Source organism: Nocardioides sp. P5_E3 (assembly GCF_054049275.1).
This window is the reverse complement of sequence record NZ_JBFUMR010000051.1, coordinates 1-21,077: the sequence shown is the minus strand read 5'-3', so window position 1 is coordinate 21,077 and position 21,077 is coordinate 1. Positions and strand designations below refer to the sequence as shown.

At 72.6% G+C, this 21,077-nt stretch carries 23 protein-coding genes; 13 read left to right on the top strand and 10 right to left on the bottom strand.

All coding sequences use genetic code 11. The features are described 5' to 3' along the window. Positions 1 to 390 precede the first annotated feature (390 nt). Positions 391 to 912 (bottom strand): YbhB/YbcL family Raf kinase inhibitor-like protein, encoded by a 522-nt coding sequence (locus ACXJKB_RS22115; protein WP_457192278.1) that lies wholly within the window; start codon positions 910 to 912, stop codon positions 391 to 393. Positions 913 to 961: 49 nt separating this feature from the next. Between ACXJKB_RS22115 and cobA the strand changes: the two genes are divergently transcribed. Together cobA and ACXJKB_RS22105 are read left to right on the top strand one after the other, a co-directional pair. Beyond that, positions 962 to 2,197 carry a uroporphyrinogen-III C-methyltransferase gene (gene cobA / locus ACXJKB_RS22110; RefSeq protein WP_457192276.1) on the top strand — a complete coding sequence of 412 codons (1,236 nt, stop codon included), beginning with the start codon at positions 962 to 964 and terminating at the stop codon, positions 2,195 to 2,197. A gap of 46 nt (positions 2,198 to 2,243) precedes the next feature. Next, positions 2,244 to 3,038, top strand: a complete 795-nt coding sequence (locus ACXJKB_RS22105) for a TrmH family RNA methyltransferase (RefSeq protein WP_457192280.1) — start codon at positions 2,244 to 2,246, stop codon at positions 3,036 to 3,038. Positions 3,039 to 3,042: 4 nt separating this feature from the next. Here ACXJKB_RS22105 and ACXJKB_RS22100 read toward each other — a convergent pair whose 3' ends face one another. From ACXJKB_RS22100 to def, 3 genes are read right to left on the bottom strand one after another with little or no spacing between them, the layout of a single operon-like run. Further along, a complete protein-coding gene (locus tag ACXJKB_RS22100) occupies positions 3,043 to 3,648 on the bottom strand; it encodes a DedA family protein (RefSeq protein ID WP_457192274.1) in 606 nt (201 codons plus the stop codon). Between the two features lie 15 nt (positions 3,649 to 3,663). Next, complete coding sequence (locus tag ACXJKB_RS22095) at positions 3,664 to 4,458, bottom strand: TrmH family RNA methyltransferase (RefSeq protein WP_457192272.1); 795 nt, start codon at positions 4,456 to 4,458, stop codon at positions 3,664 to 3,666. Between the two features lie 6 nt (positions 4,459 to 4,464). Further along, entirely contained in the window at positions 4,465 to 5,082 is a 618-nt protein-coding gene (gene def / locus ACXJKB_RS22090; RefSeq protein WP_457192270.1) for a peptide deformylase, read from the bottom strand. 88 nt (positions 5,083 to 5,170) lie between these two features. Here def and ACXJKB_RS22085 point away from each other — a divergent pair, with 88 nt between their 5' ends. Both ACXJKB_RS22085 and ACXJKB_RS22080 read left to right on the top strand, forming a co-directional pair. Next, positions 5,171 to 6,544: an acyl-CoA dehydrogenase family protein gene (locus tag ACXJKB_RS22085; RefSeq protein ID WP_457192268.1), complete on the top strand. Its 1,374-nt coding sequence runs from the start codon at positions 5,171 to 5,173 to the stop codon at positions 6,542 to 6,544. Then, positions 6,544 to 7,761, top strand: a complete 1,218-nt coding sequence (locus ACXJKB_RS22080; protein ID WP_457192266.1) for an acyl-CoA dehydrogenase family protein — start codon at positions 6,544 to 6,546, stop codon at positions 7,759 to 7,761. Before ACXJKB_RS22085 ends, ACXJKB_RS22080 begins: the two co-directional genes overlap by 1 nt. 63 nt (positions 7,762 to 7,824) lie before the next feature. On the opposite strand, the gene ACXJKB_RS22075 is transcribed toward ACXJKB_RS22080, so the two are convergent. Next, positions 7,825 to 8,112 carry a YiaA/YiaB family inner membrane protein gene (locus ACXJKB_RS22075; RefSeq protein WP_300044628.1) on the bottom strand — a complete coding sequence of 96 codons (288 nt, stop codon included), beginning with the start codon at positions 8,110 to 8,112 and terminating at the stop codon, positions 7,825 to 7,827. A gap of 97 nt (positions 8,113 to 8,209) precedes the next feature. Here ACXJKB_RS22075 and ACXJKB_RS22070 point away from each other — a divergent pair, with 97 nt between their 5' ends. The 9 genes from ACXJKB_RS22070 to ACXJKB_RS22030 all read left to right on the top strand — a co-directional run bounded on the left by ACXJKB_RS22070 (position 8,210) and on the right by ACXJKB_RS22030 (position 15,663). Next, positions 8,210 to 9,649, top strand: coding sequence for a pyridoxal phosphate-dependent decarboxylase family protein (locus ACXJKB_RS22070; RefSeq protein ID WP_457192264.1), 1,440 nt, complete (start codon positions 8,210 to 8,212; stop codon positions 9,647 to 9,649). Positions 9,650 to 9,672: 23 nt separating this feature from the next. Further along, positions 9,673 to 10,290, top strand: coding sequence for a hypothetical protein (locus ACXJKB_RS22065; RefSeq protein WP_457192262.1), 618 nt, complete (start codon positions 9,673 to 9,675; stop codon positions 10,288 to 10,290). Positions 10,291 to 10,301: 11 nt separating this feature from the next. Beyond that, complete coding sequence (locus ACXJKB_RS22060) at positions 10,302 to 11,738, top strand: GuaB1 family IMP dehydrogenase-related protein (RefSeq protein ID WP_457192260.1); 1,437 nt, start codon at positions 10,302 to 10,304, stop codon at positions 11,736 to 11,738. 1 nt (position 11,739) lies between these two features. Further along, on the top strand, positions 11,740 to 12,405 hold the full coding sequence (locus ACXJKB_RS22055; protein ID WP_300044619.1) for a sulfotransferase: 666 nt from the start codon (positions 11,740 to 11,742) through the stop codon (positions 12,403 to 12,405). Beyond that, a complete protein-coding gene (locus ACXJKB_RS22050) occupies positions 12,398 to 12,946 on the top strand; it encodes a nucleosidase (RefSeq protein ID WP_457192258.1) in 549 nt (182 codons plus the stop codon). Before ACXJKB_RS22055 ends, ACXJKB_RS22050 begins: the two co-directional genes overlap by 8 nt. Positions 12,947 to 13,084: 138 nt before the next feature. Then, positions 13,085 to 13,441 (top strand): hypothetical protein, encoded by a 357-nt coding sequence (locus ACXJKB_RS22045; RefSeq protein ID WP_457192256.1) that lies wholly within the window; start codon positions 13,085 to 13,087, stop codon positions 13,439 to 13,441. A gap of 15 nt (positions 13,442 to 13,456) precedes the next feature. Further along, on the top strand, positions 13,457 to 14,503 hold the full coding sequence (locus ACXJKB_RS22040; protein ID WP_457192254.1) for an HNH endonuclease signature motif containing protein: 1,047 nt from the start codon (positions 13,457 to 13,459) through the stop codon (positions 14,501 to 14,503). A gap of 155 nt (positions 14,504 to 14,658) precedes the next feature. After that, a complete protein-coding gene (locus ACXJKB_RS22035) occupies positions 14,659 to 14,811 on the top strand; it encodes a hypothetical protein (RefSeq protein WP_457192253.1) in 153 nt (50 codons plus the stop codon). A 33-nt stretch (positions 14,812 to 14,844) separates the two neighbouring features. Further along, entirely contained in the window at positions 14,845 to 15,663 is an 819-nt protein-coding gene (locus ACXJKB_RS22030; protein ID WP_457192251.1) for a hypothetical protein, read from the top strand. Here ACXJKB_RS22030 and ACXJKB_RS22025 read toward each other — a convergent pair. The 5 genes from ACXJKB_RS22025 to ACXJKB_RS22005 form a co-directional block, all read right to left on the bottom strand. After that, entirely contained in the window at positions 15,641 to 16,708 is a 1,068-nt protein-coding gene (locus ACXJKB_RS22025; protein ID WP_457192249.1) for an NAD-dependent epimerase/dehydratase family protein, read from the bottom strand. The two genes, ACXJKB_RS22030 and ACXJKB_RS22025, sit on opposite strands and share 23 nt — an antisense overlap. 34 nt (positions 16,709 to 16,742) lie before the next feature. Next, the gene (locus tag ACXJKB_RS22020; protein ID WP_457192247.1) at positions 16,743 to 17,324 is read right to left on the bottom strand and encodes a LysR substrate-binding domain-containing protein; all 582 of its coding nucleotides are present in this window, start codon (positions 17,322 to 17,324) and stop codon (positions 16,743 to 16,745) included. A 163-nt stretch (positions 17,325 to 17,487) separates the two neighbouring features. After that, positions 17,488 to 19,260, bottom strand: coding sequence for a BCCT family transporter (locus tag ACXJKB_RS22015; protein ID WP_457192245.1), 1,773 nt, complete (start codon positions 19,258 to 19,260; stop codon positions 17,488 to 17,490). A gap of 124 nt (positions 19,261 to 19,384) precedes the next feature. Then, the gene (locus ACXJKB_RS22010; RefSeq protein WP_457192243.1) at positions 19,385 to 19,897 is read right to left on the bottom strand and encodes a flavodoxin family protein; all 513 of its coding nucleotides are present in this window, start codon (positions 19,895 to 19,897) and stop codon (positions 19,385 to 19,387) included. Between the two features lie 81 nt (positions 19,898 to 19,978). Further along, on the bottom strand, positions 19,979 to 21,077 hold a 1,099-nt coding region (locus ACXJKB_RS22005; RefSeq protein WP_457192241.1), incomplete at its 5' end, for a bifunctional 3'-5' exonuclease/DNA polymerase.

Here is a 21,077-nt window from a genome sequence, read left to right as displayed (position 1 = left end):
CGGCGGGGACGCCGGCCGCGACGGCGGCGGCGAGGCCCAGGCCGGCCAGGCGCGAGAACAGGCGGGAGTGCTGCACGGGGGTCCTCCGGGGGAGATCCACGACGTCGGGGGTGGGGTGAATCTTGATGGAATCTCTTGAAACCAGGGATTGACCCTAGGTAGTTCCTGTGGGTGATGTCGAGCCAGCGGCGACTCTGCGCGGTTCATGCGGAAGGTTTCATCAATTTTTGGCAGGTAGACCGCCAGTACAGATGAAAACGGCTTGACGGTTTCTGCATGACCGAAACGCAGAAAAAAGAGACCCGTGGTCTGGACCTCTCGGTCCAGCACACGGGTCTCGTGGGTTGGGTGGGACGGATGTGACCAGTGGGGCGCCGATCGCCCGAGCGGTCAGTGCTGGTAGGTGCCGTGCAGGATCGCGCGCCCCAGCGTCTTGAAGGCGAGGTTGAAGGAGACCACCGCGTTGGAGGCGTCCGCGTCGACGCCCAACGTGGCGTCCTTCACCGCGTGCACCACGAAGAAGTAGCGGTGCGGGTGGTCGCCCTCGGGCGGTGCCGCTCCCATGAATCCTGCGTCACCGCCGTCGTTGCGGACGTGGAAGGCGCCGCCGGGCAGGTCTCCCGATGCCGCGCCGGCGGGCAGGGAGGTCACGTCGGCCGGGATGTCGACCAGGTTCCAGTGCCAGAAGCCGCTCGGGGTGGGCGCGTCCGGGTCGAAGCAGGTGACCACGAAGGACTGGGTGCCCTCCGGGGCCCCCGACCAGGTGAGCTGCGGTGAGGTGTTGCCGCGGTCGGCCACCTGGTCGTCCTTCAGCGGTGCGCCGTCGGTGACGTCCTCGCTCGTGACGGTGAAGGACTCGGTCGCCGGCAGGTAGTCGTAGGGATTGGGGGCCACTGGTCGCTCGATGCTCATTCCTCGAACGTAGCCACCCGCCTGCGCGCCCGAAAGGGACAATCGGTGCATGACCGATCGCGGTGCCGCCCCCCATCCCTACCTGGCGGGGCTGGTGCTCACCGGTCGCAAGGTCGTGGTCGTGGGCGGCGGGCACGTCGCGCAGCGCCGCGTCTCGGGCCTGCTCGGCGCCGGCGCCGACGTGACGGTCGTCAGCCTCGACGTGACCCCTGCGCTCGAGGGGCTCCAAGGCGAGCTGACTCTGGTGCTGCGCGAGTTCACCGAGACCGACCTCGACGGCGCCTGGTACGTCGTCGCCGCGACCGACGACCCCGCGGTCAACGCGCGCGTGGTCACGGCCGCCGACGCTCGCCACACCTTCTGCGTCCGCGCCGACGACGCGCTCGGCGGCACCGCGTGGACCCCGGCAGTGGGTCACCACGGCACGGTGACCGTGGGGGTGCTCGGCAACCGTGAGCCGAGGAAGTCGGCCGCGTTGCGCGACGACATCGTCACCGCGCTGCGCGACGGGCACCTGGCGGCATCCGACGCGCTCGACCGCAGCCCCGGCGTCGTCCTCGTGGGCGGCGGACCGGGCGAGCCGGAGCTCGTCACGGTCGCGGCCCGCCACGCCCTCGCGAGCGCCGACGTCGTGGTCGCCGACCGGCTGGCGCCGCGCGAGCTCCTCGACGAGCTCGGTCCCCACGTCGAGCTGATCGACGTCGCCAAGCTTCCCCGCGGCCGGTCCGCCTCCCAGCAGACGATCAACGAGGTCATCGTCGACCGGGCGCGCGCCGGCAAGCGGGTGGTGCGCTTCAAGGGAGGTGACAACTTCGTCTTCGGCCGCGGCTTCGAGGAGCTGCTGGCGTGCGCGGCCGCCGACGTGCCCGTCACCGTCGTCCCCGGGCTCAGCTCCGCCATCGCCGTCCCGGCCCGGGTCGGCATCCCGGTCACCCACCGCGGGGTCGCCCACGAGTTCACCGTCATCTCCGGGCACCTCCCGCCGGGCCACCCGGACTCGCTGGTGGCGTGGGACGCGGTCGCCGGCCTCCGGGGCACCCTCGTCCTGCTGATGGCGGTCGACAACGCCCCCGCGATCGCGGAGGCCCTGCTCGCCGGCGGTCGCGACGCCGCCACCCCCGTGGCCGTCATCGTCGACGGCACCATGCCGACCGAGCGCACGGTCCTGAGCACCCTCGGCACGCTGGCCGCGGACCTGGCCGCCCACCGGGTCGTCCCGCCCGCGATCATCGTGGTGGGCGAGGTCGTCGCCGTGGCGCGTCCGGCACACTACGGGCGTGGCTGACCCCGACCCGACCGACCAGACCGGCACGGCAGGCGCACCCGGCGGGATCGTCGAGCTGGACGACCCCGGCGACCCGAGACTGGCCGACTACCGCGACCTGCGCGACGTCGAGCTCCGCAAGAGCCTGGAGGCCGAGCACGGCCTCTTCCTGGCCGAGGGGGAGAAGGTGGTGCGCCGTGCGATCGAGGGCGGCCACGAGGCGCGGTCGTTCCTGATGGCGCCGCGCTGGCTCGACGGCCTGGCCGACGTGCTCGGGCGCAGCTCGGCGCCCTGCTACGTCCTGTCCGAGTCGCTGATCGAGCAGGTCACCGGCTTCCACGTCCATCGCGGGGCGCTGGCGTCGCTCCGCCGGCGGCCGCTCCCGCCCGTGGACGACGTGCTCGCCGGAGCACGCTCGGTGCTGGTGCTCGAGGACCTGGTCGACCACACCAACGTCGGCGCGGTCTTCCGGTCCGGCGCCGCCCTCGGCTTCGACGCCGTGCTGCTCGCACCGCGGTGCGCGGACCCGCTCTACCGCCGCTCGATCAAGGTCGGCATGGGTGCGGTGTTCTCCACGCCGTGGACCCGGATCGCCGACTGGTACGACGCGCTGCCGGACCTCTCCCGCCGCGGCTTCACGACGGTCGCGCTGACCCTCGGCCCCGACTCGGTGCCCATCGAGGAGGCCGTCGCCGGCGTCGATCGCCTCGCCCTCGTGCTGGGGTCGGAGGGGCACGGCCTGTCGTCGCGCTGGGAGGCGTCGGCCGACCGCCGTGCCGTGATCCCGATGGCGGCCGGCATCGACTCCCTCAACGTCGCGGCGGCCAGCGCCGTGGCCTGCTACGCCGCCGCCCGCCGCTGACGGCTCAGGTCAGGCGGCGCCGCAGCCGTCGGGCGGCCACGAAGACCAGGGCGATGCCGATCAACACGTAGACGACCTTGCTGACCGGGCCGACGTACCCCTCGACGACGTGCCACTGCTCACCGAGCTCGTAGCCGGCCAGGATCAGCGCTGCGTTCCAGACCAGGCTGCCCGCGGTCGTGAAGACGCAGAAGCGCAGCAGCGGCATCCGGTCGATGCCGGCGGGGATCGAGATGAGGCTGCGGACGCCCGGCACCAACCGCCCGACGAAGACCGCGGTCCGCCCGTGCCGGCCGAACCAGGCCACGGCCCGGCGGACGTCGTGCGCGTGCATCAGCGGGATCCGGTCGGCCAGCGCGCAGATGCGCTCCAGCCCCCAGGCCGCGCCGAGCCAGTAGAGGACGAGCGCCCCCACCAACGACCCGGCCGTCGCCCAGGCGATGGCGGCGGTGACGCTGTAGTAGCCCTGGCTCGCGGTGTAGCCGGCGAGCGGCAGCACCAGCTCGCTCGGAACCGGCGGGAACACCGTCTCCAGCGCGGTGGCGAGACCGACCCCGGGGGAGCCGACCGTGCGCATGACGAGCACGACCCAGTCGAGCACTGCCTCCATGTCGTACGCCGTCGCTCAGCCGCGCTGGCGCAGCGACTCGTGGAGCACGATCGAGCCGGCCACGGCGGCGTTGAGGGACGAGGCGGTGCCGACCATCGCGATGGCGACGACCTCGTCGCACGCGTCCCGCCACCCCGAGGACAGGCCGTGGGTCTCGTTGCCGACGACGATCACCACCCGACCGCCCAGGTCGGCGTCCGCGAGGACGCCACCCTCCTCGTCGGTGCCGACGATGCGGTAGCCGTGGGCGTGGGCGTGCTCGACGACGGGGCCGGGGCCGGGCACGCGCAGCACCGTCAGGGCGAACAGCGACCCGGTGCTGGCGCGCACCGCCTGCGGGTCGTAGGGGTCGGCGGCGTGGCCGGTGACCACGAGCGCGGAGGCGCCGAACGCGTCCGCCGAGCGGGCCAGGGTGCCGATGTTGCCGGGGCTGGTGGGGCGGTCGAAGACCACGACGGGGCCGTGCGGCCGTCGCGAGTCCTCCAGGCGCGCGACGCCGTCGTCGGGCATCTCGACGACCGCGACCAGCTCGGCCCCCTCCTCGCGCCCGCTGAGCCGGGCGTGCAGCTCGGGGGAGAGCAGCACCCGTTCGGCGTCGGTCGTCGACCAGAGGTCGTCGGACCACGCGGAGGCGGCGCCGTCGGCGCGCAGCAGGGCGCGCACGGTCCAACCCTCCTCGACGGCCCGGGTGATCGGGCGGACGCCCTGCACCAGGAACTCACGGTTGCGGTGGCGCTTGGAGCGGTTGGTCAGCAGCGCCTCCCACTGCTGGAAGCGCGCATTCTCCCGCGTGATGCGCAGCTCATGCATGCGGCGTCAGCCTGCGGCGTCGGCGGGCCAGGACAGCGGGTAGTCCTCGGCGGCGGCGTCGTGCTTCTTGGTCAGCTTCTTGCGCGACTTCGAGGAGAGACGGTCGCCGAAGACCGTGCCGAGCGTGTGGTCCGTCTCGTGCTGCAGGCAGCGGGCGAGCAGTCCATCTCCCTCGAAGGTGACCGGCGTGCCGTCGAGGCCCTGGCCGTCGACGCGCGCCCAGTCGGGGCGGGGGCAGGGCTCGAAGGAGCCGGGGAAGGACAGGCAGCCCTCGTCGTCGTCCTCGAGGCGGCGGTCCTTGCCCTCGGGGAGGGTGAGCACGGGGTTGCACACGACGCCGACGGTGCGCACGCCGTCGTCGTCGGGGCAGTCGAAGACGAACATCGCGACGTCCTCGCCGATCTGGCACGCCGCCAGCCCGACACCCTCGGCGGCGTACATCGTCGCCACCATGTCGGCGGCCAGCGCGGCGAGCGCGTCGTCGTACTCCGTCACGGGGGCCTGGGGGCGGTGCATGACCGGCGTGCCCCAGCGGGTGATCGCTCGGACCGTGCCACCCTCGGGGAGGGCGCCGTGCGGCGCCCGGAGATCGGGCGTGGTGTCAGTCGGCTGCTCGTCTGGCATGCGGGCGATCCTAACGAGAGGGGCGCGGGTGGCATGCACCACGGGAGGGCCTCTGGCCAAAGGTGTAACTCAGAGTTACAGTTTCGTCATGTCCTTCATGAACACCCTCCGGCCGGGAGGCCGTCATGGGTTGTCGTCCCGCGAGTTCCGCGACCCGATCGGTCTCGCGGTCGCCGCGGTCAACCGGTTGGCGCAGAGCGACCTCATCGACCGGGTGGGCCTGCGCAAGCAGGCCGAGCACGCGGTCTACTCGACCACGCGCAACGGCTTCCGGGTGGCGACGGCTGCCGGTCGGACCTTCGCCCGCGCCGGTCGGCGGACCGCCGGGGCCCGTCCCGCCAACGCCGCGTCGCGCGGTGTCTTCGACCTCACGCCGACCGACGACGAGGCCATGCTCCTCGACGTGGTCCGCGAGCTGGCCACCGAGGTGCTGCGACCCGCCGCCTCCGCCGCCGACGAGGCGTGCGCACCGCCCGCGGAGGTCCTGGCCGCCGCACAGGACGTCGGCCTGCACGCCCTCGGTGTGCCCGAGGAGCTCGGCGGGATCATGGACGAGCGCTCGTCCACGGCCGGGGCCCTCGTCGCCGAGGCCCTGGCGCAGGGCGACATGGGTCTCGCCGTCGCCACCCTCGCCCCCGGCGCCGTCGCCACCGCCATCGGTCTCTGGGGCACCGAGGCCCAGCAGCAGACCTACCTGCCCGCGTTCACCGGCGACGGGTCGGGACCGGGGGTCCCGGCCGCCGCGCTGACGCTCGCCGAGCCGACGGTTCTCTTCGACCCCTTCGACCTCGCCACCACCGCCCTGCGAGACGGGGACGGCTTCGTCCTCGACGGGGTGAAGTCGGCCGTCGTCCGCGGAGCGGAGGCCGAGCTCTTCGTGGTCGCGGCGATGCTCGACGGCACCCCGGCGCTCTTCCTCGTCGAGTCCAGCACCGACGGGCTCGAGGTGGAGGCCGACCCCTCGATGGGCGTGCGCGCCGCCGGGCTGTCGCGCCTGCACCTCTCCGGCGTACGCGTCGGCGCCGACGCGCTGCTCGGCGACACCGACGGCACCGCGTACACCGAGTGCGTCCGACTCTCGCGCCTCGCGTGGTGTGCGCTGGCGGTGGGCACCGGGCAGGCGGTGCTCGACTACGTCAAGGACTACGTCAACGGGCGTGAGGCGTTCGGCGAGCCGATCAGCCACCGCCAGTCGGTCGCCTTCATGGTCGCCGACATGGCCATCGAGGTGCAGGCGATGCGCCTGCTCACCTGGAAGGCCGCCTCGCGCGCCACCCGCGGCCAGGACTTCGCCCGCGAGGTCGGGCTGGCCCGACAGCTGTGCACGGAGAAGGGCATGCGGATCGGCCTCGACGGCGTCCAGCTCCTCGGCGGGCACGGTTTCGTCAAGGAACACCCGGTCGAACGGTGGTACCGCGACCTGCGGGCCGTCGGCGTGATGGAAGGCGCGGTGCTCGTCTGATGATCAACCTGGAGACCCCCAAGAAGCACGCGACGCTCATCGACCAGGCCCACCAGCTGGCGATGAACATGCTCCGACCGATCTCGCGCAAGTACGACCGCGCCGAGCACTCGTACCCCAAGGAGCTCGACATGCTCGCCGCGCTGATCGACGGCGTGTCCGAGACCGGGGCGAGCAGCGGCGCCGGCGCGAGCGGCGTACGACGCGACGCCTCCGACGCCGACGACATCGGCAAGGTCCGCAACGGGGCCAACCTCGCCTCGGTCCTCTCCGTCGCCGAGATGTGCTGGGGCGACACCGCGCTGCTGCTGTCGATGCCGCGCCAGGGCCTGGGCAACTCCGCGATCGCGTCGGTCGCCAACGAGGAGCAGCTCGAGCGCTACCGCGGCACCTGGGCGGCGATGGCGATCACCGAGCCCGGCACCGGCTCGGACTCCGCCAACATCACCACCACGGCGGTGAAGGACGGCGACGAGTACGTCATCAACGGCGAGAAGATCTACGTCACCTCCGGCGAGCGCGCCGACTCGGTCGTGGTCTGGGCGACGCTCGACAAGGAGCTGGGCCGCGCGGCGATCAAGTCCTTCCTGGTCCGCAAGGACAACCCCGGCCTGAAGGTCGAGCGGCTCGAGCACAAGCTCGGCATCCGTGCCTCCGACACCGCGGTCATCACCTTCACCGACTGCCGCGTCCCGGCCGAGGACCTGCTCGGCTCGCCCGAGATCGACACGAAGTCGGGCTTTGCCGGGGCGATGGCGACCTTCGACAACACCCGCCCCCTGGTCGCCGCGATGGCCGTCGGGTGCGCCCGCGCCTCGCTCGACCTGACCCGCGACCTGCTCGAGCAGGCGGGCGTGGAGGTCGACTACGACCGCCCGGCGCAGTCGCAGTCGGCGGCCGCGGCGACGTTCCTGCGGCTCGAGGCCGACTGGGAGGGCGCCAAGCTGCTGATGATGCAGGCGGCGTGGATGGCCGACAACCGCAAGCCCAACTCGCTCGAGGCCTCGATGGCCAAGGCGAAGGCCGGGCGCGTCGGGTCCGACGTCACGCTGTCGTGCGTCCAGCTGTGCGGCACCCTCGGCTACAGCGAGGGCGAGCTGCTGGAGAAGTGGGCCCGTGACTCCAAGATCCTCGACATCTTCGAGGGCACCCAGCAGATCCAGCAGCTGATCGTCGCCCGCCGGGTGCTCGGGCTGACGAGCGCCGAGCTCAAGTAGAGACCGCGCTGACGCATGACGAAAGCCCCCTCCCGGTGACCCGGGAGGGGGCGTTCGTCTGCTTCAGGAGACCGACTTGAAGGGGTCGTGCTCGGAGAGGATCCGGTCGACCCGGGCCTGGTCGATGCGGGAGACCACGTAGGAGTCCTCCTGGGCGTCGCGGACGCACTTGGCGAGCGTGAAGCTCGACGTCGTGAGGAACATCGTCCCGAGGCCGAGGAAGGCGCGGATCCACGGGTCGACCGGGAGGTAGAAGATCGCGAAGATCATGGTCAGCAGCGCGACGGCGAAGGAGACGCCGGCCTGCAGGAAGAAGGCGTTGGTGTTCTTGGTCGGGGTCGAGGAGGTCATGGGTCAACCGTCGTCCTCCGCGGGCCCCGCCGGAGCCGCAGGCCTACCCGATCCGGGTTGAGCACGGGTGCTCAACCGTTCCGAGTACGTTCTGCTCATGCCCGACCAGCCAGCCCACATGACGCCCGAGGAGTTCCGCCGCCACGGGCACGCCGCCATCGACTGGATCGCCGACTACTGGGCCTCCCTCGACGACCTGCCCGTCCGCGCGCAGGTCGCGCCCGGTGACGTACGACGCCTGCTGCCGGCGTCGGCCCCGGAGGACGCCGAGCCGTTCGACGCCGTGCTGGCCGACCTCGACCGCGTCGTCGTGCCCGGCCTCACGCACTGGCAGCACCCGCGGTTCTTCGCCTACTTCCCGGCCAACTCCTCGCCCGCCGCCATTCTCGGCGACCTCATCTCCAGCGGCATCGGTGCGCAGGGGATGATCTGGGCGACGAGCCCCGCGGTGACCGAGGTCGAGCAGGTGGTGCTCGACTGGTTCGCCGAGGCGCTCGGACTCCCGGAGGCGTTCCGCAGCGACGGCCCGGGCGGCGGCGTCATCCAGGACACCGCCTCCACAGCGACCTTCAGCGCTCTGCTGTCCGCCCTGCACCGCGCCAGCGGGGGAGACGTACGCCGTCACGGCGTCGGCGACGCGGGCTGGCGGGTCTACGGGTCCACGCAGGCCCACTCGTCGCTGGTGAAGGCCGCGATGATGGCCGGCCTCGGCGAGGACGCCGTCCGCGCGGTCGCCGTCGACCCCGCCACCCAGGCGATGGACGTCGACGCGCTGCGCGCCGCGATCACCGAGGACACCGAGGCAGGGCTGCGACCGGTGATGGTGCACCTCGCCGCCGGCAGCACGTCGACCGGCGCGATGGACGACATCACCGCCGTCGCGGGGGTGGTGCGCGACGAGGGCGTCTGGCTGCACGTCGACGCCGCCTGGGCCGGTGTCGCCGCGGTCTGTCCCGAGCACCGCGGCCACCTCGCCGGCGTCGAGCACGCGGACTCGTTCGTCACCAACCCGCACAAGTGGCTGCTGACGACCTTCGACTGCAGCACCTTCTGGGTGCGCGACCGGGCGGCTCTGACCGGCGCCCTGTCGATCCTCCCGGAGTACCTCCGCAACGCGGCCACCGAGTCGGGCGAGGTCGTCGACTACCGCGACTGGCACCCGCAGCTCGGCCGACGCTTCCGCGCGATCAAGCTGTGGGCGGTGCTGCGCACCTACGGGCTGGAGGGGCTGCGCCGGCACGTCCGAAGCGGCGTCGCGCTCGCCGAGCACGTCGCCGACCTGGCCGCCGCCGACGACCGCTTCGAGATGGTGACCGAGCCGTCGCTGTCGCTGGTGGTCTTCCGGCTCACCGCGGGCGACGAGCCGACGCTGGCGGCGATGGAGGCCGTCAACGCCTCCGGCGAGGCGTACCTCTCGCACACGACGGTCGAGGGTCGGGCCGCGATCCGGCTCGCCGTCGGCAGCTGGCGCACCACCGAGGCCGACGTCGACCGCACGTGGCGTGCGCTGCAGCGAGCGGCGTCCGCGCAGGGCTGACCGGGACTGGCAGGGTGGGCGGCATGAAGCTCTTCGCCGACACGCCCCTCCGCCGCACGCTGCAGGTGGTCGCCGACCTCGTGTTCGTCGTGTGGCTGGTGCTCTGGGTCTGGATCGGGATGGCCGTCCACGACGGCACCGAGCAGCTGGCGGCACCCGCCCGGCAGACCGACACCGCGGCGACGTCGATGGCCGAGCAGCTGCGCGACGCCGGCGGCCGCCTCGGGGAGGCGCCACTCGTCGGCGACGAGCTCGCGGTCCCGTTCGACCGCGCGGCGGACGCCTCCGACGGGCTCGCCGAGGCCGGGCGCGACACGGTCGCGGCCGTCGAGCGTCTGGCTCTCCTGCTCGGCCTGTCGGTGGCGCTGATCCCGATCCTCATCGTGTCGGCGATCCACCTGCCTCTCAGGTGGCGCTTCATCCGCGAGGCGACAGCCGGCGCGAGGTTCATCGACGCGTCCGAGGACCTCGACCTCTTCGCCCTGCGCGCGCTGGCCCACCAGCCGATGCACGTGCTGGCGAGGGTGAGCGACGACCCGGCGGGTGCCTGGCGCGAGCGCGACCCCGACGTCGTACGACGTCTCGCTGCGCTCGAGCTCGCGGACGTCGGGCTGCGTCCGAAGAACCTGCCGGCCGCGTAGAGTCCAGACACGTGCAGTTCCTCGACGGCGTGACGCCGCCCCATGACCTGACCTACGACGACGTCTTCATGGTCCCGCGCTCCTCATCGGTCGCGAGCCGCTACGACGTCGACCTCGCCACCGACGACGGCACCGGCACGACGCTGCCGCTGGTCGTGGCCAACATGACCGCGATCGCCGGCCGGCGGATGGCCGAGACGGTCGCTCGGCGCGGCGGCCTCACGGTGATCCCGCAGGACATCCCGATCCCGGTGGTCACCGACGTCGTCCGGTGGGTGAAGCAGCGGCACCGCGTCTTCGACACGCCGATCGAGCTCCGGCCCGACCAGACGGTGGCCGAGGCGCTCTCCCTCATCCCCAAGCGGGCGCACAAGGCGGCGGTCGTGGTGCAGGACGGGCGTCCGGTGGGCGTCGTCTCGGAGGCCGACTGCGCCGAGGTCGACCGCTTCGCCCAGGTCTCGGCCGTGATGAACCAGGACGTCGTCACCGTCTCGGAGGGCACCGACCCCCGCGAGGTGTACGACGCGATCGAGCGGGCCAAGGCGCCCCTGGCGGTCGCCGTGTCCGACTCCGGCGAGCTGGTGGGCGTGCTGACCCGCCTCGGCGCCCTGCGCGCCACCCTCTACACGCCGGCCGTCGACATGTCCGGAGGCCTGCGGATCGCGGCCGCGGTCGGCGTCAACGGAGAGGTCGCGGACCGGGCGGCCGAGCTGCTCGCGGCCGGCGTCGACTGCCTGGTCGTGGACACCGCCCACGGCCACCAGGACCGCATGGTCCAGGCCCTGCAGGCGGTGCGTGCCCTGTCGCCAGACGTACCGATCGCGGCCGGCAACGTCGTCTCCGCCGAGGGCACCCGCACGCTGATCGAGGCCGGTGCCGACATCGTCAAGGTCGGCGTCGGACCCGGCGCGATGTGCACCACGCGGATGATGACCGGCGTCGGCCGGCCGCAGTTCTCCGCGGTGCGGGAGTGCGCCGCCGCCGCGCGCGAGCTCGGCAAGCACGTGTGGGCCGACGGAGGCGTACGCCATCCGCGCGACGTCGCGCTCGCGCTGGCCGCCGGCGCCTCGTCGGTCATGATCGGCTCCTGGTTCGCCGGCACCCACGAGTCGCCCGGCGACCTGATGCTCGACGCGGACGGCCGCCCGTTCAAGGTGTCGTTCGGGATGGCCTCGGCCCGCGCCGTCGCCAACCGCACGTCGGGGGAGTCGTCGTACGACCGCGCCCGCAAGGGCCTCTACGAGGAGGGCATCTCGTCCTCCCGGATGTACCTCGACCCCGACCGCCCCGGCGTCGAGGACCTCATCGACCAGATCTGCTCCGGCGTCCGGTCGGCCTGCACCTACGCCGGTGCGACCGACCTCGCGCAGTTCCGCGAGCGTGCGCTCGTGGGCGTCCAGTCCGCCGCCGGCTTCCACGAGGGCCGCCCGCTCGAGAAGTCGTGGTGACGTGCACGAGCTGCGCCATGTGTTCGTGATGACGTACGGCAGGTCGGGCTCGACCCTGCTGATGGGCATCCTCAACTCGATCCCCGGGTGGCTGCTGCGCGGCGAGAACCGCCACGCCATGCGGCACCTCTACGACTTCCACCGCAGCGGCCTGGCCGAGCGGGCACGCGTCGACCCGGCTCGTGCGAGCCAGCCGACGCACCCGTGGTTCGGCATCGAGGCGTTCCCGGAGGCGGCCTCCCTGCAGCACATCCGCTCGCTGGCGGAGGCCACGCTGCTGCGTCCGGAGCACGACACGAGGGTCACCGGCTACAAGGAGATCCGCTGGTACGACGAGGACCTGCCGGACTACGTCGAGTTCCTGCGCCAGGTCTTCCCCGGCGCCCGCTTCGTGGTCAACACCCGCAACCTGGAGGACGTCGCGGCCAGCAACTACTGGACGCACAAGGACGACCCGCTGGCGCAGGTCCGGGCGATCGAGGACAAGATCCTCGCCACGGTGGCCGGACTGGGCGACGCGGCCTACCGCGTGCACTACGACGACTACGTCGCCGACCCGGAGGTGCTGCGCGGGCTGTTCGACTGGCTCGGAGAGGTCTACGACCAGAACCGGGTCGAGTCCGTGCTCGCGACTCCCCACTCGCGCCGCGGCAACCACCGTGACTGACCGCGTCCTGGTGGTCTCGGCGACCGCCGCCGAGGCCGCCCACGTCCCCGCCGACCTGCCTCTCGTCATCACCGGCCTCGGCAAGACCGCGGCCGCCGCCGCGACCGCCCGCGCGCTGGCGTCGTACGACGACCTCGCCGGACTCACGGTCGTCAACATCGGCACCGCCGGAGCGCTGCGGCCCGGCCTGACCGGGCTGTTCGAGCCCGGCACGGTGCTCAACCACGACATCAGCGCCGACCTGATCCGGGCGCTGGGCTACGACCCGCAGGAGCGCCTCGAGGTGGGCGGGTCCGACGTCGTCCTCGCCACCGGCGACGTCTTCGTCAGCGACCCCGCCGTCCGCGACGCCCTCGCCGAGCGCGCGCACCTCGTCGACATGGAGGGGTACGCCGTCGCCTGGGCTGCCCGCGAGGCCGGCGTGCCCGTGCGGCTCGTCAAGCACGTCTCCGACTCCGCCGACGAGTCCGCCCTCGACTGGGCCTCGATGGTCGAGGCCTCCGCGCTCGCGCTCGGGGAGTGGTTGCGCGACCAGGTCTGAGGGCGCGCTGGCGGTGGCTCACGGACTCCGGTGGTTGAGGAGGGACGAAGTCCCGTCACGAAACCGCTCCGAGAAAGCATGGCCAGGAACCGTCCACAGCCATGGCTGCTGTCGGTGGTCGCCGGTAGAATCGAACACATGATCGAGACGCTGGCCGGACCCGGGGCAGGTGAGGTCGAGGACCTCAGCGCCTCTGCCGTCCTGTCCGCGATCCGTGCGCAGCGCGTTGATGAGGAGCGTGCGGCAGCTGCCCAGCTGGTCCTGGCGGCGCAGTGGGCCGACCTGCACCCGCCGGAGTCGATCCACGACGCCGCCGCGTTCACCGTGCCGGGCTGCGAGCACGAGGAGCCGATCGCCGGTGAGGGTGCGCCACTCGTGGCGGAGTTCTGTGTCGCTGAGCTCGGCACCGTCCTAGGTGTCTCGACGACCGCGGCGAAGAAGCTCGTCGGTCACGCCCTCGAGCTGCGCCACCGCCTCCCGCGGCTGTGGGCGTAGGTCCAGTGCGGGCGTGTGCCGGCGTGGCGGGCCCGCGCGGTCGCGGAGGTCACCATCCACTCGACCCCGGCCCTGACGGTCGAGGCTGCTGGGTTCGTCGACGCCCAGGTCGCCGCCGTCGCCGGGCGGATCGGGCAGGCGCAGCTCGACCGGCTCGTCGCCGAGACGATCAAGCGGTTCGACCTCGCCGCCCCGGACCGGGCTGCTGATCCGGAGGACGGCCACCTCTACGTCGACCCGCGCCACGTGAGCGTCGACACCCAGGACGTGCACTTCGCCGGCACGATGCGGATGGAGGCCGAGCTCGACATCGCCGACATGCTCGACCTCGAGCGCCGTGTCGCCCACGACGCCGCCACCCAGGCCGCCCTCGGCTCCACCGAGTCGCTGCAGGTGCGCCGCGCGAAAGCGCTCGGCAACCTCGCTCGTACCCAGACCGCGCTCGACCTCCACACCCAGGGCGCCGCCGGCGCCCGCGATGCCGACGATCTACCCGCCGCCCGCGAGGTCGTCCTCCACGCCCACTTCGATGCGTCCCTCGACGACCTGACCACTGTGTTCGGGCCGACCGGCCGCATGGAGGAAGGCCAGCGCCTGGTGCTGCTGGACCAGGTCCGGGACTGGTGCGCCGACTCCCGGACGAAGGTGACGATCAAGCCGGTGATCGACCTCAACGCCGATCTGTCGACACCGGCGTACGAGGTCCCCGACCGGATCCGCGAGCAGGTAATCCTCCGCGACGTGACGTGCGTTTTCCCGTGGTGCACCCGCCCGGCCCGCGGCTGCGACATCGACCACATCGACGAGTACGACCACCACGCCGACGCCGACGGCAGACCACAACCAGGTCCCACGCAGAGCGACAACCTCGCCGCCCTTTGCCGCTTCCACCACCGCCTCAAGACCCACACCGCTTGGCGCTACCAGACGATCGAGCCCGGCGTCTTCGAGTGGACCTCACCGCACGGACACGGTTACCGACGCGACCGCCACGGCACGACCGCGGCCGACCACGCCGAGCCACCCGATCCGCCCGGCATCCCGCGACCACGCCGACGATGACCTCGCCCCACACCCCGCCACCCGCCGGTGGCGGGGCCACGGGCACGTCCATCCCCTCCGCCTGACGCCCGTCCTCGTGGGGACGCGGGTCCGAGTCCCACGTCGGCCGAGGTGGTTGAGCCATCCCTGGCCCGCACCTGTGCAAGGGTGCGCCCATGATCATCAATCCCGGGAGCGATCGTCAGCAGGGTCCGTGGGACCCCGACGCGAAGGAGAAGTGGATCGACACGCGGTACTTCTGGGTGCTGATGCCGTTCCTGCTGCTGATCGTCGGGATCATGGTGCTGGTGTCGTACTTCGGCTCCTGAGGGGTGCCGTCGCCCGTGGGACGATCGGGCGTGATGTGGACGCGGACGACCGGCGCGGCCGAGCTCTGGCGTCAGGCGGGGGCGTGGCTGGGTGAGCACCCGGTCGAGAACGCGCCGCTGCTGGCCGAGGTCGCCCACCTCCTCGCGATGGATGCCGCGCCCGAGGGGCTCGAGTGCGGCTGGTGGAGCGACGAGTCCGGCGCCGTGGGTGGGGCGTACGTCCAGGCACCCCGGCACAACCCGCTCCTGACGCGGATGCCGCGGGCCGCTCTCGACGAGCTGGTGCCGTTGCTCGAGAGCGGCTTGGTCGCCGTGGGCGTGCCGGGCGTGCTCTCTGACGACGTCGTCCAGGCCTGGACAAGGGCCGGCACCAGGCTGACGCCCGCGCGGTCCTTCACGGTGCACGCGCTCGAGGGACGGCCGTCGGCGCCCTCATGCGCGGGAGGCCCGCGCATCGCGGGGCCGGCGGACGAGCCGATGCTCCACCGGTGGTTCGACGCGCTGATGGCGGGTCTTCCCGGCGACCCCAGCGAGCGGGCGTACGTCGTCGACGACCCGCTCGCTGCCGGTGGGCTGGTGCTGTGGGAGGTCGACGGCGACCCGGTCGCGATGTGTAGCCGTAGCCGGGTGCTCGCCGACACGGTGCGGATGGGTGCCTGCTACGCGCCCGGCGGCGAGGCTGCGTACGTGGAGGCCGTGTTCGGCGCGGCAGCGGTCGAGGCGCGCCGCCATGCGCGGCACGTGACGGTCCTCGCGGCGACCGGTAAGGAGCAGGAGGAGGCGCGCCTGGCTGCTGCCGGGTTCGTCCCGGCGGCCACGCGGGTGCTGCTCACGGTGCCCGGCGAGAGCTGACCGGACCGCGACGCAGCGCGCGGGTCAGGCCACCGGCGACGGTGCGTGGTCGGAGGACCGGCGTGCCGGACGAGGCGGTGTCCTGCATGCCGGCGAGCGTCTCGGCCAGGACCGACGTCGCGTCCGTCGACGGCGCCCAGCCCAGCTCGGTCCGCGCGCGGGTCGTGTCGAGCAGCGGCACGGCGTAGCCCATGTCGATCCAGCCGGGGTCCAGGGGCTGCACCCGAGCGTGCCAGCTGGCCGACACGGCGGCGCGCACGGCGGCGGACGGGACGTGGACGAGTCGGGCGCCGAGGGCGTCGGCCACGTCCTGGGCGGTGACGGGCGGCCCGGCGGCCAGGTTGAACGCGCCCGGCGCCCGCGAGTCGAGCACCCGGGACACGGCGTCGGCGACGTCGTCGGCGTGCACCATCGGGATCACGAGCCCCGAGTCGATGGGCAGCACCGGCACGTGCCGGAGCAGCCCGGCCGGGACGAGGGCGGGCAGCCCGTAGCGCAGCAGCGCGCTGCCGGCGGCGCGCTGGCCGACGATGCCGGGCCGCAGACGGGTGACGGTCACGTCGGGGGCGTCGACCTCCAGCTCGTCGAGGAGCCGCTCGGCGGCGGCCTTGTGCCGGCTGTACATGGACGTCGGCACGCCGTCGGTCGGCCACGTCTCGTCGACCGGGACGTCGTTGCGCTTGGGGGAGTAGGCGCCCACCGACGACATGTGCACGAGGTGCGGCACGCCCGTGGCCACCACGGCGTCGATGACGCGCTCCGTGCCGCCGACGCCCAGCGCGCGCAGGTGGGCCTCGCGATGCGAGGGCTGGAAGCCCCACGCGAGGTGCACGACGGCGTCGGCGCCCTCGCAGGCGGCGTGCAGCGCTCCCGTCTCCGCGTCGTCGGTGAGGTCGGCGGACACCCACTCCATCGCGGGGAGCGACACGTCGCCCGTCGGTGGGCGCCGGACGACCCCGACGAGCTCGTGCCCGCCGTCGTCGGCCAGCCGTCGGACCAGGGCGGAGCCGACGTTGCCGCTGGCTCCCGTGATGACGATGCGCATGTGCGACCTGTACCCAGTCGCGGGCGGCGCAGACTCAGCGCGAGGTCCTGGCCGTTCGTCCCTTGGTGACGCCGACGAACGCCTGGGTCACGTCGTCGTCGCGCTCCACGAGCCAGACCAGCGCGATCGTGGTGGGCTCGAGGTCGGTGACGACGCGGGTCACGACGTCCTTGCGCTGGTGGAGCCGCGCGACCGACATGGGTACGACGACGACGCCGGTGCCGGCGGCGACCGTCTCGATCGCCTCCTGCTCGCTCATCGGCGGCCAGTCGAGCTGGTCGGCCGTGGGAGTCCATCCGCTCGGGTGGGGGCGGACGAGCTGCTCGTCGTCGAGGTCACCGGTCGTGACCTCCTCGTCGGCGGCGGCGAGCACGTGGTCGCGCGAGGCGACGGCCACCTGCAGCTCGTCGTAGAGCCGGACGCAGTGCAGCCCGTCCCGGTCGATGGGGAGGCGTACGAGCGCCATGTCGAGGCTCCCGTCGCGCACGCCGTCGAGCTGGTCGGCCTCCGTCAGCGGCACGAGCTCCAACCGCTCGCGACGGCGGTCGCGCCAGTGGCGTGCCCACTTGTCGGGGGTCGCGCCGGTGACGAAGCCGAGGCGAAGCGTGACACTCATGCACGTACTCGCTTCGTTCCGTGCGCGCATGAGGCACGTCCCACGCGGTACTTGACGATTCCCTCGCTCCGCTCGGTCATGGGGCCGAGCCTAGGCGTCGGGCCGACGCACCGCGGGAGCCGCTCGCCCCATCCGTGGTGAGCGGCTCCCGCGACGGTGGACGTCAGCGTCGGGCGTGGTCCATCTCGAGCTCGTCGTGGAGCTCGTGCTCGTCCTCGACCCCGTGCTTGACGGTGTCGGTCTCACCCTTCTCGACGGAGAAGACGAAGTCGTCGCCGTGCTCGGTCACACCGGTGATGACGGCGGCCTCGACGGCCTCCATGGCGTACCTGCGGCGCACGACCCTCGGGTCCTGGGCGAGGTCCTTCACCAGGGCGACCGCCAGGCCGATCATGATCAGCACGAACGGCAGCGCGGCGATGACGGTGATGGTCTGCAGGCCGCTGAGCGCGTCCGGGCCACCGACGAGCAGCATCACGGCGGCGACGGCACCGGTGGCCACGCCCCAGAAGATGACGGTCGGGCGGCTCGGGTGGATGGTGCCGCGCTCGGACAGCGAGCCCATCACGATGGAGGCGGCGTCGGCGCCGGAGACGAAGAAGATGCCGACGAGCACCATCACGACGATGCTCGACACGGTGGCGAGCGGGTAGGCCTCGAGGGTGCTGAAGAGCTGGTTCTCGAGCCCGCCGGCACCGGCGATGTCGGTGCCGTTCTGCTGAAGGTTGATCGCGGCCCCGCCGAAGATGCAGAACCACACGACGCTGATCAGGCTCGGCACCAGCAGCACGCCGGTGACGAACTGGCGGATGGTGCGACCGCGGGAGATGCGCGCGATGAACATGCCGACGAACGGCGTCCAGGACAGCCACCACGCCCAGTAGAAGACCGTCCAGGTCGAGAGCCAGGTGCTGACCTCGTCACCCTCGGCGGCGGTGCGCGCGGCCATCATCGGGAGGTCGGCGACGTAGCTGCCGATCGAGGTGGGCACCAGGTTCAGGATGAAGACGGTGGGTCCGACGATGAAGACGAACAGGGCGAGCCCCACGGCGAGCACCATGTTGATGTTGGACAGCCACTGGATGCCCTTCGCCACGCCGGAGACGGCGGACAGCACGAAGGCCGCGGTGAGGACGGCGATGATGCCGACGAGGACGCCGTTGCCGGTGTTGCCGAGGCCGGCGACGATCTGCAGGCCCGACTCGATCTGGAGGGCGCCGAGGCCCAGCGAGGTGGCGGAGCCGAACAGGGTCGCGAAGATCGCGAACATGTCGATGGCCTTGCCGCCCAGCCCGTGGGCGTGGCGGCCGATGAGCGGCTCGAAGGCCGAGCTGATCAACTGGAGGCGGCCCTTGCGGTAGACGCCGTACGCCACCGCGAGGCCGACGACGGCGTAGATCGCCCACGGGTGCAGGGTCCAGTGGAACATCGTGGTCGCCATGGCGTGCTGGGCAGCCTCGGTGTTGCCGGCAGCGCCCGTGCCGGGCGGCGGCGTGACGAAGTGGCTGATCGGCTCGCTGACGCCGTAGAACATGAGCCCGATGCCCATGCCGGCGCTGAACATCATGGCGACCCAGGAGATGGTCCGGAACTCGGGCTCCTCGTCGTCGCGACCGAGCGGGATGTTGCCGAACTTGCCGAGCGCGAGCCAGATCACGAAGACGACGAACGCGCTCGAGGTGAGCACGAAGAGCCAGCCGGTGTTCTTCATCGTCCAGCCCAGGCCGCTGCCCGAGGCGTCGGCGAGGCTGTCGGTGCTGAGGAAGCCCCAGACGAGGAACGCGAGGCTGACGACTGCGGTCACGCCGAAGACGACCTTGTCCAGGCCTGTCTCTCGAGGCTCGGTGGGCTCGATGGCCGCGTCCAGTGCGGGGTGTGGTTCGTCGGTGACGTCGGGTGTGGGCAGGTCTCGCGGGTGTTCGATTCCGGTGGCCATCCGAGGACCAGACCAAACATCCGCACCGGTGCGCAAACCGGGAGTATGCATGTTCGCTCAAACTGAGACGAGGCCCACACGGTGGGGGCTCGTCGGTCCGGCGGGCGAGCCCGGAGAGGACGGGTCAGGTACGCCCTGACGCCAGGGCCCTGCCCCAGGCGCGTGCGCGCTCGAGCTCCCCCTCGACGAGCGGGCCGGGGGAGTCCTCGACGTAGAAGGACTCGGTGGCGACCATCCGGCCGAGCCGGTGCCGCGCGACGAACCGGGCGGCCGCGCGGGCCGCCGAGCCCGGCAGCCGACGGACCTGCTCGGCGCGGGTGTCGAAGGTCGCGACGGAGCACGCGGGTCCGCCGGCAGGCAGGGTCGCCAGCCACTCGCGGATGCCCCGGTCCTCGTGCCCGGGCTCGGCCCCGCGGTCGTGGGCGTCGTGCCGGGTGGTGGGCCGGCTCATCGAGAAGGCGTGGGTGGGGCCGCCGAGGACGACGAGGTCGACGCCGTCGGGCAGTGGCGACGGTGCCGACCCGACGTCGACGACCTGCACCGGGCCGCCGTCGCTGTCGGACAGCCCGTCGGCGATCGCCTCGGCGACTGCGCGGGTGTTGCCCCAGTGGGACTCGTGGACGACCAGTGCGGTCATGGCGGTTCCTCCGTCCTCCACCTCGAGCATCCACCGCAGCGCCGGGGAGGGTCAGGGGCGAAGGTCGTGGCCGGCAGGGACCTAGGTCCCCGGCTTGCCGGCTTCGGCGTAGGAGCGCACCACCGAGACGTTGAGCGGGAAGTCGACGGGCAGCTCGCGGAACAGCAGTCGGCCGGCGGTGGACGCAGCCTCGGTCACCTCCGCGGCGACGGCGTCGGCGAGCCCGGCCGGGGCGTGCACGACGACCTCGTCGTGCAGGAAGAGGACGAGGTGCGGCCTCTCCTCGAGGACTCCCTCGCCGCCGAGTCGCCAGAGGCGGTTGCGGAGGTCGGCGATCCAGCACAGTGCCCACTCGGCGCCCGTGCCCTGCACCACGAAGTTGCGGGTGAACCGGCCGACGGAGCGACGTCGCCGGTCGAGGTCGTCGAGGTCGGCCGGAGGTGCGTCGGGGGACTCGTCCCAGGATCCGCCGAGGGTCGGGCTGCCCCGCCCGAGAAGGGTGCGGACCACCTGTCCCCGCTCGCCCGCGCGGGCCGCCTCCTCGACGAGCCCGAACGCCTGCGGGTAGCGCCGGGTCAGCCCGGCGACCATCCGGCCGCTCTCGCCGCTCGTGGCGCCGTACATCGCGCCGAGCAGGCCGAGCTTGGCGTGTTGCCGGGTGGCGACCGCTCCTGCCTCGACCATCCCCTGGTAGAGGTCGGCGCCCCGCGCGGCCCGGGCCAGGGCGCGGTCACCGCTCATCCCGGCCAGCACGCGCGGCTCGAGCTGCGCCACGTCGGCGACTACGAGCACCCAGCCCTCGTCGGCCACGGCCGCCGACCGCACCTGCACCGGGAAGGACAGAGCGCCGCCGCCGTTGGACGACCACCGTCCCGTCGCCGACCCGGCGGGCTGGTAGACCGCGCGGAACCGGCCGTCGCGGACCCACTCGTCGATCCACGCCCAGCCGTTGGTCGAGAACAGGTGGGCGAGGGACTTGTAGCGCAGCAGCGGCTCGACGACCGGGTGGTCGACGGCACGCAGGGTCGACGCCCGGGTGTCGGTGACCTCGATGCCGGCCCGGCGCAGGGCAGTCAGCAGGTCCGGTCGGGAGTCGGGGTTGAGGCCGGGGGCGTCGAGGAGGCGTCGTACGTCGTCGGCGCACTCCGCCAGCAGCCGCGGGCGCGCGCCGCGGGGCGGG

Excerpts from the sequence above, each read along its gene's own strand:
- ACXJKB_RS22020 (WP_457192247.1), bottom strand. The coding sequence starts at position 17,324 with ATGAGTGTCACGCTTCGCCTCGGCTTCGTCACCGGCGCGACCCCCGAC.
- ACXJKB_RS22075 (WP_300044628.1), bottom strand. The coding sequence starts at position 8,112 with ATGACCTCCTCGACCCCGACCAAGAACACCAACGCCTTCTTCCTGCAG.
- ACXJKB_RS22100 (WP_457192274.1), bottom strand. The coding sequence starts at position 3,648 with ATGGAGGCAGTGCTCGACTGGGTCGTGCTCGTCATGCGCACGGTCGGC.
- ACXJKB_RS22035 (WP_457192253.1), top strand. The coding sequence starts at position 14,659 with ATGATCATCAATCCCGGGAGCGATCGTCAGCAGGGTCCGTGGGACCCC.
- ACXJKB_RS22030 (WP_457192251.1), top strand. The coding sequence starts at position 14,845 with ATGTGGACGCGGACGACCGGCGCGGCCGAGCTCTGGCGTCAGGCGGGG.
- def (WP_457192270.1), bottom strand. The coding sequence starts at position 5,082 with ATGCCAGACGAGCAGCCGACTGACACCACGCCCGATCTCCGGGCGCCG.
- ACXJKB_RS22045 (WP_457192256.1), top strand. The coding sequence starts at position 13,085 with ATGATCGAGACGCTGGCCGGACCCGGGGCAGGTGAGGTCGAGGACCTC.
- cobA (WP_457192276.1), top strand. The coding sequence starts at position 962 with ATGACCGATCGCGGTGCCGCCCCCCATCCCTACCTGGCGGGGCTGGTG.
- ACXJKB_RS22080 (WP_457192266.1), top strand. The coding sequence starts at position 6,544 with ATGATCAACCTGGAGACCCCCAAGAAGCACGCGACGCTCATCGACCAG.
- ACXJKB_RS22070 (WP_457192264.1), top strand. The coding sequence starts at position 8,210 with ATGCCCGACCAGCCAGCCCACATGACGCCCGAGGAGTTCCGCCGCCAC.
- ACXJKB_RS22095 (WP_457192272.1), bottom strand. The coding sequence starts at position 4,458 with ATGCATGAGCTGCGCATCACGCGGGAGAATGCGCGCTTCCAGCAGTGG.
- ACXJKB_RS22015 (WP_457192245.1), bottom strand. The coding sequence starts at position 19,260 with ATGGCCACCGGAATCGAACACCCGCGAGACCTGCCCACACCCGACGTC.
- ACXJKB_RS22085 (WP_457192268.1), top strand. The coding sequence starts at position 5,171 with ATGTCCTTCATGAACACCCTCCGGCCGGGAGGCCGTCATGGGTTGTCG.
- ACXJKB_RS22065 (WP_457192262.1), top strand. The coding sequence starts at position 9,673 with ATGAAGCTCTTCGCCGACACGCCCCTCCGCCGCACGCTGCAGGTGGTC.
- ACXJKB_RS22010 (WP_457192243.1), bottom strand. The coding sequence starts at position 19,897 with ATGACCGCACTGGTCGTCCACGAGTCCCACTGGGGCAACACCCGCGCA.
- ACXJKB_RS22115 (WP_457192278.1), bottom strand. The coding sequence starts at position 912 with ATGAGCATCGAGCGACCAGTGGCCCCCAATCCCTACGACTACCTGCCG.
- ACXJKB_RS22025 (WP_457192249.1), bottom strand. The coding sequence starts at position 16,708 with ATGCGCATCGTCATCACGGGAGCCAGCGGCAACGTCGGCTCCGCCCTG.